The organism is Streptomyces sp. NRRL F-5755, assembly GCF_001279365.1.
Lineage (GTDB): Bacteria > Actinomycetota > Actinomycetes > Streptomycetales > Streptomycetaceae > Streptomyces > Streptomyces rimosus.
On record NZ_LGCW01000309.1, the window covers coordinates 42,353 to 57,890 of the forward strand.

Below are 15,538 nucleotides of genomic sequence, written 5' to 3' on the forward strand. Positions count from 1 at the left end.
CCGGAACCGCATGATTGATCTGAGCTTTTTCTGAGCTTTGCACATCGCGGACGGGTCAACTCCGCTCCCGCCGCGGGCCGTCCGCATCCGGCCCGGCCGCTTCCGGGACGGGTTCCGCCGGGCCGTCGGTGCCCCCGGGGCCCAGCATCGGCCGGGTGGGCGCCGGTATGAAGGTGGACGGCAGTGAACGTACGTTCTCCCGCCCGGCGTTGGCGACGACCACCGCGACGTACGGCAGGACCACTCCCAGCACCAGGGTGGCGATGGCCACGTGACGCTCGATGTTCCAGAGCACGGCCGTGAGCACCACGGCCACGGTCCGCACCGACATCGAGATCACATACCGGCGCTGCCGGCCCCGCACATCCTCGGTCAGGCCCCGTCGCGCTCCCGTGATCCGGAAGGGCTGGGCGCCGGTCTGCTTCCGCATCACGTTCCACCACCTGCTTGTCGTGCCGGATTCTCCCCGGTTCCGCACCGGTTCCACGTTACGCCGCGCCTGCGCAGCCTTCGAGACCGGGGCGCGATACGGGCGGGCCGGGTCCGTACCGCTCCCGCGCGTACGGACCGCTCCGACGTGCGGCGTAGCCCGTCCGGAGGGAAACTGACGGTGCACGATTGCGTGCGCGCGCCGCTTGAGGAGGCGACATGACTTGGTTGTGGGCAATCATCGTGGGCCTGGTCCTGGGCCTGATCGCCAAGGCGATTCTTCCCGGCAAGCAGGCGATCCCGCTCTGGCTGACCGTGATCTGCGGCATGCTCGGCAGCGTCCTGGGCAACTGGCTCGCCACCGGTATCGGGGTCAACGACACCAAGGGCGTCGACTGGACACGGCACGTGCTGCAGCTGGTCGGCGCGGTCATCGTGGTCGCTGTCGGTGACCGGCTCTGGGCGGCCGTACGCGGCCGGCACAGAGAAACGACCTGAGAACGACAAGCACGACGAAGACACACCGGCCGGTGCGCGAACGACGCGCACCGGCCGGTCCTGCCTGCGACGGCCCCGGCGGCCTCAGCGGCCGTCGAGCTGAGCCAGCTTGCGGCCCGCCTTCAGGTACGCCGTACCGGACACCCCGGCCAGCTTCTCGGCCAGCACCTCGCCCAGCGGCCGGATCGCCTCGGCCTCGGCCAGCACCAGCGCCTGCTGCCCCTCCGGGGCCTCCACGACCAGGCGCAGCGCGTTCTGCTTGGCCAGCCGCCGGGCCGCCGAGGCGCTCGGCGTGAACTCCAGGACCTTGGTCAGGACGGTTGCCACCGTCTCCGCGCCGTGCTCGGCGACGTCCACCACCGGCAGCGTGCTCACATCGGCGAACGACTTCTTGGAGAACTGCGCCACGAACCCGGCGCGCGCGGCCATCGCCGCCTCCAGGCCGTACAGCGCCGTCACGACCTCGCCCGCCAGGACCTTCTTCAGGTCCATCGGGTGCAGGCTCTTGTCCGCGACCCGGGCCAGGACGACCGCGATCTCCTCGTCGGTCCACTCCGTCCATGCCTTCAGGTACGGCTCCATCAGCCGGTCCGGCACCGACATGATCTTGCCGAAGACATCGTCGGCGGGTGCGCTCAGCCCCACGTAGTTGCCCTTGGACTTGGACATCTTGGCGCCGGTGCCGTCCGTGCCCTCGATCAGCGGCATGGTGACGACCAGCTGCGGCCGCTGCCCGCGCAGCTCCATCAGCTTGCGGCCCATCTGGAGGTTGAGCAGCTGGTCGGCGCCGCCCAGCTCCACGTCGCACTCCAGCGCCACCGAGTCCAGGCCCTGCGCGATCGGGTACAGCAGCTCGGTCATCGTCAGGCCGGAGCCCGCGGCGAGCCGGTTGCGGAAGTCCTCGCGCTGGAGCAGCTGCGAGACCGGCACCTGGGAGAGCAGCCCCAGCAGCTCGGGGAAGGTGTACGGGGCCAGCCACTCGCTGTTCTGGCGGAAGCTGACCTTCTCGAAGTCGAAGAACGGCCGGACCTGGTCGCGGTAGCTGGCCAGGTTGGCGGCGATGTCCTCGTCGGTCAGCGGCGGGCGCTCGGCCGTACGGCCCGACGGGTCGCCGATCTTGGCGGTGAAGTCGCCGATGATCAGCGTCACATCGTGCCCGAGCCGCTGGAACCGGCTCAGGATGATCAGCGGCACCGCGTGCCCGAGGTGGACATCGGTGGCGGTCGGGTCGATGCCCAGCTTGATGTGCAGGCCCTTGCCCGCCGCCCGGCGCTCCTCGATCCGCTCGGCCAGCCGGTCCACGCCCGGCAGCACCTCGACGGTACGGGAGGCGATCAGCTCGGCCTGCTCCTTGGCGGGCAGGTCCGTCAGGTCCAGATAGCGCCGCGCACCCGTCTCCTGGAGCAGCTCCGCGACGGTGGAGTCGGCGGAGAGATCTGCGGAGAGCAGCGAGCTGGCGCGGGCGACGGATTCGCCGAGGCGTGTCATGGCGTTCCTGATCGGTCGGTTTTCCCGTACGGGAGGACGAAGGGAGAGTCTATTAGAGGCGGTGGCCGGGCCCGGGCGCACGCCCGCCCGGGCCCGGCCGGATATCCGTCGAGGTCACACCCCGGGGCTCACCGAACTCATGTTGAAGTCCGGAATCCGCAGGGGCGGCATCGCGGCCCGGGTGAAGTAGTCGCTCCATTCCCGCGGCAGCGTGCGCTCCGTACGGCCCGCCTCCGCGGCCCGCGCCAGCAGGTCCACCGGCGACTCGTTGAACCGGAAGTTGTTCACCTCGCCGGTCACCTCGCCGTTCTCGACCAGATAGACGCCGTCCCTGGTCAGCCCCGTGAGCAGCAGCGTCGCCGGGTCCACCTCGCGGATGTACCACAGGCAGGTCAGCAGCAGCCCCCGCTCGGTGCCCGCCACCATCTCCTCCAGCGACCGGGAGCCACCGCCGTCCAGGATCAGGTTGTCGATGCCCGGCGCCACCGGCAGCCCGGTCAGCCCGGCGCCGTACCGGGTGGTCACCAGCCGCCGCAGCTCGCCGTCGCGTATCCAGTCGGTCGGCTCCAGCGGCAGCCCGTTGTCGAACACGGAGGCATCGTCGCCGGAAGCATGGGCCAGGACGAACGGCGCGCACTCCAGACCGGGGGCGCCCGGATCGCTGCGCAGCGTCAGCGGCAGCCCGGCGATCTTGCTCCCGACGAGGGTGCCGCCACCGGGCCGGGAGAAGACCGTACGGCCCTCGGCGGCGTCCCGGGCCACCGCCGACCACTGCTGGTACACGAGCAGGTCGGCGACGGCCGTCGGCGGCAGCAGCGTCTCGTACCGCCCGGCCGGCAGCTCGACGCGCCGCTCCGCCCAGCCGAGCCGGGTGGCCAGCTCCGCGTCCATGGCCAGCGGGTCCGCGTCCCGGAAGTCCCGGGTGGACAGCCCCGCCCACGCGGACCGGGTGCGGTCCGGGGACTTGGCGTTCAGCTCCAGCGTCCCGGTGGGCTGGTCGTGCCGCAGCCGCAGCCCCGTGGAAGAGCCGAGGTAGGACGAGACCACCTCGTGAAACGCGAACCCATACAGCTCACGGCCCCCGTCCCTGGCCCGCTTGAACGATTCGCCCAGCGCGGGCGCGAAGGAGTCGAACACCGCCGAAGAGGTCTCGGCCGGGGCATCGGCAAAGTCCGGCGACGGCGCGGCCCCGGAAACCAGCGGCCCGGCATCCTCGGCGGGCCCCGCCGCCCGCGCGGCTGCCTCCGCCTCCCGCACCAGCGGCTCCAGATCGGCCACGGTCACCGCCGACCGGGACACCACACCCGACGCCGTGCCCTGCGCACCGTCCACCGTCGCGATCACCGTCAGCGACCGCCCGCGAGTGACCCCATTGGTGGTCAGCGCATTACCGGCCCACCGCAGATTGGCACTGGACCGCTCACTCGCGATGACCACACACCCGTCGGCCCGGGACAATTCAAGGGCCCGCTCGACCATCTCGTGGGGCGCACCCACCCGCGCGGAACGGCTCATCGACCCGCCTCCTGTGCCGTATTCAGAATGCTGACATCGGTGAACAGCGCCGCCGGACACCCGTGCGAAACGGCCGCGATCTGCCCCGGCTGCGCCTTCCCACAATTGAAGGCCCCGCCCAGGACGTACGTATCCGGCCCGCCGACCGCGGCCATCGATCCCCAGAAGTCGGTGGTGGTGGCTTGGTAGGCGACGTCGCGGAGTTGTCCGGCGAGTCGGCCGTTCTCGATTCGGAAGAAGCGTTGGGCGGTGAACTGAAAGTTCACCGGGGGAGCGGAGGGCATACCTCTCCGATCAGCGTCTGTGCAGGTCAGACGTTGTTTCACGGTCCACCCTCGATCCGTGTTGATACCGGTTGAAACCGGACTGTACGGGGTGTGGTGACGGCTTGGTGCCGACTTTTGGCGGGGTGCTGCGGATCTTCGATGCTGATCGTAGACGCCGGGCCTACGGGGCAGGGTGGTCCCCGGCCAGAACGGCGAGATGAGCACGAGCGGACTGGGAGAGGCTGTCCAGCAGAGCCTTCCCCTTGGCTGCTGTAGCGAGGGAAGGCTGCCCGATGATGCCGTTGGTGGTGTACCCGGCCATGCCCAGTGTCAGCAGATGTGGACGGCGGGGAGCTGAATGATCATCCTGCTCGATGCCGTCGCGTACGAGGTGCGGGGCGCCGTGCAGGAGCAGCGAGACTTCGAACTCTCCGCCGTGCATGTCGCCGGGACTGCTGCTTTCCAGACCGGCTTCCTGGCGGGCGCGGGCCCGGTCCTCGCTGACGGGGAAGAGGGCTACGCGGGGGCCGTCTACGTTGGCCTCCTGGGCGACGTTGGACAGCACGTAGTTGCCGCCATGACCGTTGACGATCAGCAACCCTGGCACGCCCGACGCCTTCAGCGAGCGCCAGATGTCGTTGACGACGGCGTACAGGGTCGCCGCGCTGATGCTCACGGTGCCCGCCATGCCCGCCACGCCTGCGTGCTCGTGGGAGCAGGAGACGGTGATGGGCGGCAGGAGGAAGAGACCGTGATCGTCCGCGATCCGCTTGGCGATCATGCACGCAATGGCGGTGTCCGTCGTCAGGGGCAGGTGGGCGCCATGCTGCTCGAAGCTCCCCACAGGCAGTACGGCGATGGTCGGACCCTTGCGGCGCTCGTCCTCGGACGTGGCCTGGGTGATCAGATCGTCCATGTCCTTAGCATCCCTCATGGTTTCCGGCCGAACTAGGTCGTAAGTCGGTCGCGAACGATCTGAAGGCGCTCGGTGAAGGCAGCTATGGCAGGAACCTTTTGACGTGGCGGGACGGCGCGGGCCACGGCCGTCAGCTCCGCGAGGGTCCGGGCCGAACCGGTCTGCGCAACGATCGCCAGAGCCTTGCCGGCGGCCTCCGCGCATGGCTCCGGCTCACCGGCCTTGGCATAGGCACGGGCGAGGCGCGCGAGGTAGACGCTGCGGTCGTTCCGGAAGACCTGGGGGAGGGCGGCGATCTCCTCCTCGAAGAGCCGAATGGCACGTGAGGGATCACCGAGATCGATCCAACAGTTGGCGCGCTGGATCTCCACATAGGTCGGAGTGCAGTAGGACGTATCGAGGATGGCCTCAGGATCGGCTTCGCACGTCCGTGACGCCAGTTCGTGAGCCTCGTCGAACTTGGACAGTGCGGCGCGCGGATCTCCTTGAAGCGCATGGCCAGCGGCCTCTTGCAGCGCCGCGAGCGCGGATAGCTGAGGCGTCCTGTCCGGTACGTACTGTGCTGCCTGGGCCAGGCCGACGGCACGCGCCGGGCTGCCCTGCGCGGCGGCCTGGTGGCTCTTGCGGAACAGCAGGTACGACTGCATGTGATGGTCGGCGGCTTCCTGCGCCCATTCCATCGAACGGTCAGACCAGTACGCCGCTGCCGTGAAGTCACCCAGATCTTGATACAGCCACCCGAGGAATTCGGCGGTCTGACTGCCCACATGCAACAGCCTGCGCCGCTCCGGACCATTGGCAGTGTCCAGAAGACGGGCGATGGTCTTTGCGTCATGATTGACCGTGGCCAGCGGTTGTCTCGCCCCGAAGTAATTCGCACTCTTGTAGCGCTGGGGTAGCTGACTCTCGATGAGAGCCGCAGTGAATTCCGGATCGGCCAGCTCCTCGCCGGACGTCGCAACCCACAGATCATCAGGCGGCTCGGAGCCCATGGCTGGCTCGAGCGGCGTCAGCAGAACGGCCCCCGTCGGCACCTCCGCGCCCTCCTCCCAGTCCCGGCGCATGAGGCCAAGCATGTGTCCGGGGATGCGGAGCCCATCGGCCACACGCTCGACAACGGCCATGTCCTTGATGATCCGCTGCCCCTGGATGACCTCGCCGACCCGGCTCGGTGTCAGGTCACAGCGCCGCGCGATGAGAGCGGGGTAGAGACCTGCCCGCTTAACGATCTTAAAAATACGAGAGAAGTCGCGTTCGTAGCACGCTTTGATCATTTCGGCGTCGTTCAAGATGCGCGCGGGGAGATCTTGCGGCGGTTCGGACTTGGGCATGAGCGATGCTCCGATGGACTCAGCCTGGATCGCTGTGACGCTTCCCTCGCGATGTTACCCACCGTGGGTAATCACGCTGGTGTCGATTCCGGAACAACTGGCCCTGATCCTGCTGCGTATGAAGTCCGATGCGGCGGTGAGCAATGGGGACTCGGCAGTGAGCCGATGGCCCCACAGCGCTCGCAGCGTCGGCCTGGCTCGCGCCGAGTTGAGTGACCTGTTGATCAAATGGGACCTGAGCACGGTGGTTGACGAAGCGCTGCTGGTGCTCTCCGAGTTGGTCACCAATGCGGTCAGGCATGGGCGCGCGACTGCCGAGCGCGAGATCGAAACGCGGTATCTCCGTGAACCGGATGGCGTCCGGATCGAGGTGCGCGACTGGGCGGACGAACGCCCGGTGATCCGCGTATCGAGCGATACGGGCGGTTGGGGCCTGTGCCTCGTCGGCGAACTGTCCGCCCGCTGGGGCGTGGACGAACGCGACGGGGCCGGGAAGTCCGTATGGGCCGTGGTGACGGCCCCTGAGGAAAGCTGAGCGTGATGGATGACCGACTGATGGCCTCTCAGGTACGGCGGGGAGACCAAGTACGGCTGCGGGGCCGGTTGCAGGAGGTGAAGGCGGTCCGCCCCGACCGGGCATCGTCCAGGCGCCCCACGGTGGTCTTGGTCTTCAAGGGGCACCCCTCAGAGCGCTTCACCGCCGACACCTGGCTCTGGGGCCGCGACCGGAAGAGGTCGCGCTGATGGTGGTCAAGGCGATTTACCGGTTCGTGGACTGGGTGTTGCAGCTCGACACGTCGGGCAGCCCGCCGATCTTCGAAATGAAGTGCATGAAGTGTGACGCGGTCTCCGGTGCCTTCGAGGACCCGGCGCCGGCGCAGAACTGGGCACTCAAGCACGCGGGCCGCGAGGGTCACACCCTCTTCCAGGCCGTGAACCTCTCGTACTTCCGAGCGACGGCGGTAGGGAAGACCCGGTGATGCGCCGGGGCTGGAGGAACGCGCGCCGGGGGCTCCGATGGGCCGCGGGGATGGTTGACGAAGTGGCCCTCCGAGCGCAAGAGCAGTGGTGGCGACACGTGACCGACCGGACGCTCTTCCGCCTCTTCGACCGAGAGCGCGCCCGGCTGACCGCAAGGAGCCCACGCGGTTGCCGTCGCTGCGCGCAGCAGTGCCCGGCCCCAGGGACGGTCCTAGCCAAGAAGGAGCGGGGCTGGCCGTTGACGTAACCGTGCTGGGGGCTGCTGGCCGATCCCGGCCAGCGCCTCTCCCCGAACTCCCTTGGTGATCACAGGCCGTACGACTTCCGACTCTGTCCGCTCCGCAGGGTCGTGGACGCGAACGGTCGCGTCACTGGGGGCGGCGGTTCGGCTCTGTCGGCTCCCCTTCAGGGTCGGACCGCGATCGACAACCCAAGATGCAAGACCGGACCACCCCTCGCCTGGACAGCATCCGGGGCGGCCCGGGTGGGGTTGCCGTGATGCGCATGTGCGGTTGCCCTGCTTGATCAGTGATCCGGTGAGCATGGAAGGGACTTGAGCCAGATGGACGCCTTCAGCGGCGAGCGACTGGCGGACCACGGGTTCGACCCTGACGAGACGGTGTGGGTCCGAGGTGTGGACTACGTGGCAGGCTGGCGCGAGGCACGCGACGCTGGCGCCGCCCTGGTGGAGGCATTGGCGGCGGCGGGGATCGACGTGACAAGCCTCAAGGCGCAAGCTCATTCGACCGGACGGTTCTGGGGAGGTAACTCTGCGACTGCCAACGGCGACGGCTCGGCAGACAAAGGAGCTGTTGCAGGCTGCACTGCGGTGGGGGAGGGCGAGCTGAGGGGCCTAGCTTCAGATGGCCGGTCGGGACAGCGGGGTATCGTGGTGAAGCTCGTGAGCTTTCTGAATACCGCCTCGGTCGAAGGTTGGCGGCAATTTTCGCCCGGTACAACCCGAGCGGCGCGACGAGGGCGATGGTGTCCAGGGTTTCGCTGTCCCCGCCCCTGTTACCTGCCTGGAAGCTGACTCCCGTGAGATCCCATTTCGTGGAACAGCATCCATGACTCCTCTGTTCCTGGCGGCTTATTACCGAAGCTTATGTGCCATCGGTGCGGCGCCTGCAGGTGCTAGAAGTCAACCCAATATAAGCACTGCTAAACTTACTAAGAAAAGTGGCGAATAAAAGAGGCATAGGGTGGGTGAAAGCAACACCTTTCGCCTCGGCACTTGATGTCGATAGGGCGATACATCCATCGAAAAAGACGGGATCTCGGGGCTGTTGCGTGCGACGTCCGCGTACAGTTGGCGAAAAAGACGCTCTTGATGCAGATAGAAGAAGTCGAGAAGCCAGAACCCTAAGGTTGGGATAAAGGAAATAAGTGACAGGGCCGGGCGCTCGCTGCTTATGGTGACCCCAGCCAGTGCGCCCACCAGGGTTATGGCCCAGCCGCGAATCAGAAATGAATTATTGGCAAGGCGGGTTACGGTTAAGTTTAAGAACTCAAGGTGTTTGACTTTGTCGTCGGAGTTTGCTTCAGTCATCTTTGGCGCCTCTCGCCCCGGTAGGTTTGGCGATGACGTAGTTACTCAGCTCCGCTGGGATTTCTTCTCGGGACGGAGGCCACCCAGGGATGGGGTAGGCGGGGCTGAAGCTATGCACTCTCCACTGCCCCATGGTCTGTTTCATTAGAAAAGGGCTAGTTTGGATAGGTCCTGTGCGCTCGTCAAAAATGACTATGTCGCCGCCGGTTGGAGATAGCACTACGAGTTCGTAATCGATGCCGATAGGGCGAGGGTTGCTGGCGGCGCCCCATGTCTCATCAATAGATGAGAATGAGCTTTTGAATTCTCCCAGCTGGGTTGCCATGAAGTCTTTGGTCAGTTTGTGGGTCGGTTTAATCGTGGATAGTGACTTCGCCAGCTCCTCCCGGTTGTACGGCGCCAGATTCGGGTGATCCTTGTTTGCCCACACCCAAGCCTGCGCCAAAACCAGGCGTAGCGTTGGTGTAAGAAGGTTCCAGGCGCGGTCCATCTTGTTCTTCTTCACGGCCTGTACGAACTTGTTTGCGGTGTCGACTGGCCCCCCATCTCGAAAGTGTGTTTCCATGCCTGCGAGGGCGGCCCTGAGATTGCGGGCAGAGACCTCCGCGGTTGTTTTGTCTGGGTTGCTTTCTAGGGCCCTTTGATAAGCAGTCAATGCAGGAGCCCAGAATCCCATCCGCTGATTAATCTCCCCGATGGCGCAATACGCGGCGGCTCGCTGTGATCCGCGCAGAGAGTCGAGAAGAGCGGTTAGGGTGTCAATGGCCTTGGTGGGGTTTTGCTTGCTCAACTGGAGGGCTGAAGCAATACGCGGTTCTATCGCCGGATCTGCAGTGGGCACGCCGTCGCTGCTGGGGAGGTCCGGTGCTTCTCCAAGCTGAGCGGGAACGAACTCGGGTGCCTGTAGCAGATGTCGCAGCAAGGGAAGCAGGCTGGAATCATCGTCCGGGACGACTAGATACTTGTTTGTGAGGTTGAGAGGTGGCGGGATGTGTCTAGTGTCTTCTGCAGAGAAAACGACGGGAATGTACTTAATTTGCTTGCTGGTGCTGAAATAGATGTCGGCTGTGATCAGGGTTGCTTCCCAGCGGACTCCGGCTCCGATGCCAGGTTCTTCTTGCTGATTGTATCGCCTGGCATACGTTTCTGTGATCACGGTGAGGACGTAGTCAGCTTCACCTACCTGTGTGCGCATCCACGCAGGCCACATCGCGGGAGGCTTGCTCTCCTCAAAGAAGTCAGCCCATGCGTCGATCCCGTTGCGACGAAGTGCTTGAATGAGCCCGAGTACGCGTTGTCGATGCTCGTTCGAATCATGAGAATAGGACACGAAAACGCGAGGTGCAGAATTGCTTCGCATGGCCATGCCTCCGGTGCGCAAGGTGCGACTTCGAGTGACAGGGATCTTACGACACATTTCCCATGCTGCGGGGGACGTTCTTGGAGGTCGGTGGAGCGGCTTTGGGTGGGAGCTGGTTTGGGGCGAGTGATCATGGCCCCGTAAGTTGATGGCGCGTCGGGCGGTCTGTGGACCTGCTCGGTGAAGCACGACGTTGAGGCCATGATCTTGGAGGCTCGCGCCAAAGTGGCTGCCTAAAGCCGTGGAGTCGACCGCCCCAGCCAACGACGTGCCCTTTCTGTGAGATCAGGCGGCTGGTCGCTGTGTGCGCGGGCGGGCACCGGCCGGGCTGCAGCGGGGCGGAGACACGAGCGCGGGCCCGGCCGGGTGCCGGGCCGCGCGCGGGGAGCGGAGCGAGCCGCCTTGAGGAAGTAAAGATAGTTTTCGACGCGTTGTGCTGCTGGGTCATTCCGGGACGGAGCGCAGGTCGCGGGGGCTGTCGGCGGTGATGCGGAAGGCGAACTGGGCCTGGCGGCCGTTGGTGCGGAGTCCTGCGAGAAGCAGGGGCTTCAGGTCGGTGCCGTGGGTGACGGCCAGGAGGTGCGCTACCGGGGTGGCGTCGGGGAGTTCGAGGGCTGAGCGTTCGTCAGCCAGAGGTATGCGGGCTCGTACGGTCTTGGTCCATGTGAGTTTGTGTCCGGCGGTGGTGAGGGCTGTTCGGGACGTCAGGGGAGCGGGGATGGTTCTTCGAGTCGCCTCGGCTGAACGATCGCCATCCCTCGTACGACTGGTTCCTCGACCAGTTCAAGGCGGCGGCCAGGGCTGCGGGGACTCCCCGGTACACGCCCAAGAGCTTTCGGCACTTCTTCGTCTCGGAGGCTATCCACGCGGACATCCCGCTCTTCGAGGTCGCGGCCTGGGTGGGGCACCGAACCACGCGGACGACGGAGCTGGTCTACGGGCACCTCGTCCGCAGGGCGATGGAACGAGGTGCCCGGACCATGCACAACCGCTTGGGGCTGAACCTGGCCCCCTTCAAGGGGCTCATCGCGCCGCCCCGGCTGGCACCGGAGGAGGGCGACATGGGCGACGACTGGGACGACGTCGCGTAGGCGGTCGCAGGCGGTTTCCCGAAGGCGGTTTCCCGTGGAGCCGTGTCGACCTGGTGCTGGTTTCGGCTTTCCCAAGCGATCTTGCTACGGCCGCCCGGACTCGCTGGAGGTGTTCAAGATGTTCACACTCCGGAACAGGGCCGTCGGGCACCCGTGCGACACAGCAGCGATCTGCCCCGGCTGCGCTTTCCCGCAGTTGAAGGCCCCTCCGAGGACGTACGTCTCCGGTCCTCCGACGGCCTCCATCGACCCCCAGAACTCCGTGGTGCTTCCCTGATAGGCAACGTCCCGGAGCTGTCCGCAAAGGCGGCCGTCCCGGATGAGATATGCCCTCTGCTGTGTGAACTGAAAGTTGTACCGCTGCATATCAATGGACCAAGACCGATCCCCCACCACATAAACCCCCCTCTCCACCCCGGAAATCAGCTCCTCCGTACTCGGCCCCTGCGGCGCGGGCTGCAGCGACACATTCGCCATCCGCTGGACCGGCACGTGCGCGGGTGAGTCGGCGAACGCGCAGCCGTTGGAGCGGGGGGAGCCGGTGAGTTTGGCCATGCGGCGGTCGAGTTGGTAGCCGACCAGGGTGCCGTTCTGGATGAGGTTCCAGGATTGGGCTGCTACGCCCTCGTCGTCCCAGCCGATGGTCGCCAGGCCGTGTTCGGCGGTGCGGTCGCCGGTGACGTTCATGATTTCGGAGCCGTAGGCGAGTTTGCCGAGTTGGTCGTAGGTGGCGAAGGAGGTGCCGGCGTAGGCGGCTTCGTAGCCCAGGGCGCGGTCCAGTTCGGTGGCGTGGCCGATCGATTCGTGGATGGTCAGCCAGAGGTTGGAAGGGTCCACGACCAGGTCGTAGCGGCCGGGGGTGACGCTGGGGGCGCGGAGTTTCTCGGCGAGGTGGGCCGGGATCTCCGCCAGTTCCGTGTCCCAGTCCCAGTGGTCGCCGGTGAGGTATTCCCAGCCTCGGCCCACCGGCGGGGCGAGGGTGCGCATGGAGTCGAACTCGCCGCTCGTCGGGTCCACGGCGACCGCGGTCAGCTGGGGGTGGAGGCGTATGCGTTGCTGGGTGGTGCTGGTGCCCGCCGTGTCGGCGTAGAACTTGTTCTCCTGGACGGTCATCAGTGAGGCGTCCGCGTGCGCCACGCCCGGTGCGGCCAGCAGCCGCGCGCTCCACTCGGCCAGCAGGCTGGTCTTGTCGGCGTCCGGTACGTCGAACGGGTTGATCTCGTAGGAGGAGATCCAGGTGCGGTCGGGGTAGGCCGGTTCGTCCGCCAGTTCCACGCGTTCCGTGGAGCCGGCCGCCTCGGTCACCTTGGCGGAGAGCTTCGCCATGGCCACCGCCTGGCCGGCGACACGCGCCGCGGCGTCCATCGTGAGGTCCACGCCGGAGGCGAATCCCCAGGTGCCGTTGTGCACCACGCGCACCGCGTAGCCCAGGTCCGTGGTGTCGGAAGCCTCCGAAGGGCGGGCGTCCCGCAGCCGCCAGGACGCGCTGCGCAGCCGCTCCAGGCGGAAGTCCGCGTGCTCGGCGCCCAGCGCGCGGGCCCGTGCCAGCGCGGCGTCGGCCAGCGCGCGCAGGGGCAGCGCGAGGAACGTCTCGTCGATCGAACGAGGTGTGGCAGGCAAGGTGTCCTCCCGTGGTCGGCGCCATGAATCATGCCCTGCCCGGGGCGTGCGGCCCACCCCGTGGGGGACCCGGACGGCGGCGTCTTCTGTAGGGACCCGACAGTGACCGGCGTGCGCGCCTGTCCGGGCTCGATTCTCCGTACGAGGCCGGTGACCGATAGTTTCGTAGCGAACGCAGGTCGGACAGGACACGGAAAGGGTGATCTCTTGAGCCGCTCGGTTCTGGTCACCGGAGGCAACCGCGGCATTGGCCTCGCCATCGCCCGGGCCTTCGCCGAGGCAGGCGACAAGGTCGCCATCACCTACCGCTCGGGGGAGCCGCCCGAGGGATTTTTGGCCGTGAAGTGCGACATCACGGACGCCGAGCAGGTCGAGCGGGCGTACAAGGAGATCGAGGAGAAGCAGGGCGCGGTCGAGGTGCTGGTGGCCAACGCCGGCGTCACCCGCGACCAGCTGCTGATGCGGATGTCCGAGGAGGACTTCGCCTCGGTGCTCGACACCAACCTCACCGGTACGTTCCGGGTGGTCAAGCGCGCCAACCGCGGGATGCTGCGGGCGCGCAAGGGCCGCGTCGTGCTGATCTCGTCCGTCGTGGGCCTGCTGGGCTCCGCGGGCCAGGCGAACTACGCCGCCTCCAAGGCGGGCCTGGTGGGCTTCGCCCGCTCCCTCGCCCGCGAGCTGGGCAGCCGTAACATCACCGTCAACGTCGTCGCGCCCGGTTTCGTCGACACCGACATGACCCGTGCGCTCACCGACGAGCAGCGGGAGGGCATCGTGAAGCAGGTGCCGCTCGCGCGCTACGCGCAGCCCGAGGAGATCGCCGCCTCGGTCCGCTTCCTGGCCTCCGACGAGGCCGCGTACATCACCGGAGCCGTCATTCCCGTCGACGGCGGATTGGGCATGGGTCACTGATCAGCATGAGTGGAATCCTCGCAGGCAAGCGCATCCTCGTCACGGGCGTCATCACCGACGGCTCGATCGCCTTCCATGCGGCCAAGGTCGCGCAGAACGAGGGCGCCGAGGTCATCCTCACCGGCTTCGGCCGGCTCTCGCTCGTGCAGCGGATCGCCAAGCGGCTGCCCAAGGAAGCCCCGGTCATCGAGCTGGACGTCACCAACCAGGAGCACCTGGACGGCCTCGCCGACAAGATCCGCGAGTACACCGGTGACGACGGCCGGCTCGACGGCGTGGTGCACTCCATCGCCTTCGGCCCGCAGGGCGCCTTCGACTTCCTGGAGGCGAGCTGGGAGGACGTGTCCACCGCGCTGCACGTCTCCGCGTACTCGCTGAAGTCGCTGACCATGGCCTGCCTGCCGCTGATGACGCAGGGCGGTTCGGTCGTGGGCATCACCTTCGACGGGTCCATCGCCTGGCCGAAGTACGACTGGATGGGTGTGGCCAAGGCCGCCCTGGAGTCCACCAGCCGGTACCTCGCCCGTGACCTGGGCGAGAAGAACATCCGCTGCAACATGGTCTCGGCCGGCCCCATCAAGTCGATGGCCGCGAAGTCCATCCCGGGCTTCGAGGAGCTGGCGGACGTGTGGAACCACCGCGCCCCCATCGGCTGGGACCTCACCGACCCCGAGCCGGCCGGCCGCGGTGTCGTCGGTCTGCTCTCGGACTTCTTCCCGAAGACCACCGGCGAGGTCGTCCACGTCGACGGCGGCGTGCACATGATGGGCGCCTGACGCCCCCGTAAGCGCCCGCACCACTGCCCGTCCCGGTCCGCCGGGGCGGGCAGCGCGCGTTGTACGGGCTTCGCGCGCCGTGCGGCTCAGCCGGCGCTCTGCGCGTCGAGCCGGCACCCGAACGGATGCGTGCTCGCCTCCGCCGCGGCACGCTCGTCGTCGCCCGCGCGGATCGCCTCCACCAGCCGCGCGTGGTCCACGTGCGCCTCGGGCCGCAGCACGTCGCCCACGTCGGCGCGCAGGAACTCCCGCAGCACGCCACCGAGATCGGCGTACAGCTCGGCCAGTACCTCGTTGTGGGAGGCGGCGACGACCGCCATGTGCAGGGTCGCGTCGGCCTCCACGAACGCGGTCGCCGCGCCGGACTCCCAGGCCCGTTCGCGCCGCTCCAGTGCGGTGTCGAGCTGCCGCAGATCGTGGTCGGTACGGCGGCGCGCGGCCAGCCGGGCCGCTGCCGCCTCCAGCGCGCTGCGCAGTTCGGCCACATGCTCCGGGTCGGCGTCCGCGAAGCGGCGGTTCATCACCCCGGCCAGCTCGCTGGTCGCCGCCACGTACGTGCCCGAGCCCTGGCGGATGTCCAGCAGGCCGTTGTGCGCCAGCGCCCGTACGGCCTCGCGGACGGTGTTGCGGGCCACCCCGAGCTGTTCGACCAGTTCCGGCTCGGTCGGGATGCGGGAGCCCACCGGCCATTCGCCGGAGGTGATCTGCGCCCGCAGCTGTGTGATCACCTGGTCCGCCAGCGCGGAGCGCCGGGGCGAGGTCAGTGGCATGTCAGCGCTCCAGTGGGACGGGGGCCGGGGGCCCGG

The 15,538-nt window shown here is 67.3% G+C and carries 14 protein-coding genes and 1 pseudogene; 5 read left to right on the forward strand and 10 right to left on the reverse strand.

Going from position 1 to position 15,538, the window contains the following annotated elements; all coding sequences use genetic code 11:
- Window positions 1–55 precede the first annotated feature (55 nt).
- Entirely contained in the window at window positions 56–430 is a 375-nt protein-coding gene (locus ADK86_RS36355) for a DUF3099 domain-containing protein (RefSeq protein ID WP_030596752.1), read from the reverse strand.
- Between the two features lie 218 nt (window positions 431–648).
- Between ADK86_RS36355 and ADK86_RS36360 the strand changes: the two genes are divergently transcribed.
- Entirely contained in the window at window positions 649–927 is a 279-nt protein-coding gene (locus ADK86_RS36360; RefSeq protein WP_030596753.1) for a GlsB/YeaQ/YmgE family stress response membrane protein, read from the forward strand.
- An 84-nt stretch (window positions 928–1,011) separates the two neighbouring features.
- On the opposite strand, the gene tyrS is transcribed toward ADK86_RS36360, so the two are convergent.
- The 5 genes and pseudogenes from tyrS to ADK86_RS36385 form a co-directional block, all read right to left on the reverse strand.
- Complete coding sequence (gene tyrS / locus ADK86_RS36365) at window positions 1,012–2,415, reverse strand: tyrosine--tRNA ligase (protein WP_053700464.1); 1,404 nt, start codon at window positions 2,413–2,415, stop codon at window positions 1,012–1,014.
- A 114-nt stretch (window positions 2,416–2,529) separates the two neighbouring features.
- Complete coding sequence (locus ADK86_RS36370) at window positions 2,530–3,930, reverse strand: metallopeptidase TldD-related protein (RefSeq protein ID WP_053700465.1); 1,401 nt, start codon at window positions 3,928–3,930, stop codon at window positions 2,530–2,532.
- A pseudogene (locus ADK86_RS36375) lies at window positions 3,927–4,193 on the reverse strand (metallopeptidase TldD-related protein); the annotation flags it as partial. The gene ADK86_RS36370 and the pseudogene ADK86_RS36375, both read right to left, overlap by 4 nt.
- Window positions 4,194–4,377: 184 nt before the next feature.
- Window positions 4,378–5,112 (reverse strand): creatininase family protein, encoded by a 735-nt coding sequence (locus tag ADK86_RS36380; RefSeq protein ID WP_053700466.1) that lies wholly within the window; start codon window positions 5,110–5,112, stop codon window positions 4,378–4,380.
- A gap of 32 nt (window positions 5,113–5,144) precedes the next feature.
- Window positions 5,145–6,443, reverse strand: a complete 1,299-nt coding sequence (locus ADK86_RS36385; protein WP_053700467.1) for a hypothetical protein — start codon at window positions 6,441–6,443, stop codon at window positions 5,145–5,147.
- Between the two features lie 79 nt (window positions 6,444–6,522).
- Between ADK86_RS36385 and ADK86_RS36390 the strand changes: the two genes are divergently transcribed.
- Together ADK86_RS36390 and ADK86_RS36400 are read left to right on the forward strand one after the other, a co-directional pair.
- Window positions 6,523–6,978 (forward strand): ATP-binding protein, encoded by a 456-nt coding sequence (locus ADK86_RS36390; RefSeq protein ID WP_234346280.1) that lies wholly within the window; start codon window positions 6,523–6,525, stop codon window positions 6,976–6,978.
- A 208-nt stretch (window positions 6,979–7,186) separates the two neighbouring features.
- Window positions 7,187–7,423, forward strand: coding sequence for a hypothetical protein (locus tag ADK86_RS36400; protein WP_053700469.1), 237 nt, complete (start codon window positions 7,187–7,189; stop codon window positions 7,421–7,423).
- A 1,142-nt stretch (window positions 7,424–8,565) separates the two neighbouring features.
- On the opposite strand, the gene ADK86_RS43550 is transcribed toward ADK86_RS36400, so the two are convergent.
- The 3 genes from ADK86_RS43550 to ADK86_RS36405 form a co-directional block, all read right to left on the reverse strand.
- Window positions 8,566–8,973, reverse strand: a complete 408-nt coding sequence (locus tag ADK86_RS43550; RefSeq protein WP_159394045.1) for a hypothetical protein — start codon at window positions 8,971–8,973, stop codon at window positions 8,566–8,568.
- On the reverse strand, window positions 8,966–10,333 hold the full coding sequence (locus ADK86_RS41855) for a toll/interleukin-1 receptor domain-containing protein (RefSeq protein ID WP_159394046.1): 1,368 nt from the start codon (window positions 10,331–10,333) through the stop codon (window positions 8,966–8,968). Before ADK86_RS41855 ends, ADK86_RS43550 begins: the two co-directional genes overlap by 8 nt.
- Window positions 10,334–11,508: 1,175 nt before the next feature.
- Entirely contained in the window at window positions 11,509–13,044 is a 1,536-nt protein-coding gene (locus tag ADK86_RS36405; RefSeq protein ID WP_053700470.1) for a TldD/PmbA family protein, read from the reverse strand.
- Between the two features lie 207 nt (window positions 13,045–13,251).
- Here ADK86_RS36405 and fabG point away from each other — a divergent pair, with 207 nt between their 5' ends.
- Window positions 13,252–13,956, forward strand: coding sequence for a 3-oxoacyl-[acyl-carrier-protein] reductase (gene fabG, locus ADK86_RS36410; RefSeq protein ID WP_053700471.1), 705 nt, complete (start codon window positions 13,252–13,254; stop codon window positions 13,954–13,956).
- Window positions 13,957–13,961: 5 nt separating this feature from the next.
- Window positions 13,962–14,732, forward strand: coding sequence for an enoyl-ACP reductase FabI (fabI, locus tag ADK86_RS36415; protein WP_053700472.1), 771 nt, complete (start codon window positions 13,962–13,964; stop codon window positions 14,730–14,732).
- An 86-nt stretch (window positions 14,733–14,818) separates the two neighbouring features.
- On the opposite strand, the gene ADK86_RS36420 is transcribed toward fabI, so the two are convergent.
- Complete coding sequence (locus ADK86_RS36420; RefSeq protein ID WP_053700473.1) at window positions 14,819–15,502, reverse strand: FadR/GntR family transcriptional regulator; 684 nt, start codon at window positions 15,500–15,502, stop codon at window positions 14,819–14,821.
- Window positions 15,503–15,538: the final 36 nt, after the last annotated feature.